Origin of the sequence: Yokenella regensburgei ATCC 49455 (assembly GCF_000735455.1) — a bacterium.
GTDB classification, from domain to species: domain Bacteria; phylum Pseudomonadota; class Gammaproteobacteria; order Enterobacterales; family Enterobacteriaceae; genus Yokenella; species Yokenella regensburgei.
This window is the reverse complement of record NZ_JMPS01000090.1, coordinates 1-722: the sequence shown is the minus strand read 5'-3', so window position 1 is coordinate 722 and position 722 is coordinate 1. Positions and strand designations below refer to the sequence as shown.

1 protein-coding gene and 1 pseudogene are annotated in these 722 nt (G+C 70.4%); both read right to left on the bottom strand.

The features are described 5' to 3' along the window. Positions 1-185, bottom strand: a 185-nt coding sequence (locus tag GYRE_RS25095; RefSeq protein ID WP_248782268.1) for a hypothetical protein, incomplete at its 3' end; no start/stop codon positions are given. A gap of 195 nt (positions 186-380) precedes the next feature. Next, a pseudogene (locus tag GYRE_RS25420) lies at positions 381-638 on the bottom strand (hypothetical protein); the annotation flags it as partial. Positions 639-722: the final 84 nt, after the last annotated feature.

Below are 722 nucleotides of genomic sequence, written 5' to 3'. Positions count from 1 at the left end.
ATCTGCTCCGCGGTTAAGCCGCACTGCGCCAGCCACCGGCGGTTTGATTCGCTGGCGTCCCCGCGCCGCAGCTCCTGCTCCAGGGTATTCAGCAGGGCGATAAGCTCCGGCGCGAAGGTCATCCCCGCGTCCTGCTGAAGCTTTTCCGCCAGCGTGCGGTGCGCGGCCCCGTTCCGCGCCTCCATCGCCGTTTCGACCCTGAGCAGCGGCGTGAAGCTGCCCGGCAGGTAAATCGTCTGAACCCGGCGGCTCTCCGTCTGCGTGGTGGTGAGCCGGTCGCCGTCCCAGCCGTACCAGGCGGTGCCCTGCGCCGTCATCGCGGCGAGGCGGCGGCCCAGCGGGTCGTACAGATAGCGACTTTCGCTGAGCGTGCGGCCCTGCTGCGCCAGCACGTGGTGCACCAGCCGGTGCTGATGGTCGTAGTGGTAGTGATGCGCGTGGCCGCCGCCGTCGCGGACCCGCCGCTCGTCCTTTTTCGTCAGCCTGCCGTGGGCGTCGTGGTGATAAAACCAGCGGGCGTCCTCGCTGACGCGGTTATCCGGGAAGCGCGCGGGCAGCGCCGGGTACCGCTCCCGGTCCGCTATCCGGTTACCCGCCGGGTCGGTGAAGTAGTCATCCGTGGCGTTTGCCGGAGCCAGGACGACCTGGCTCAGCCGTCCCGCCGCGTCGTACCGGTAGTGCCGCCGCCGCAGGGGCTCGCGGATACGGGCCAGCTGCCCCCC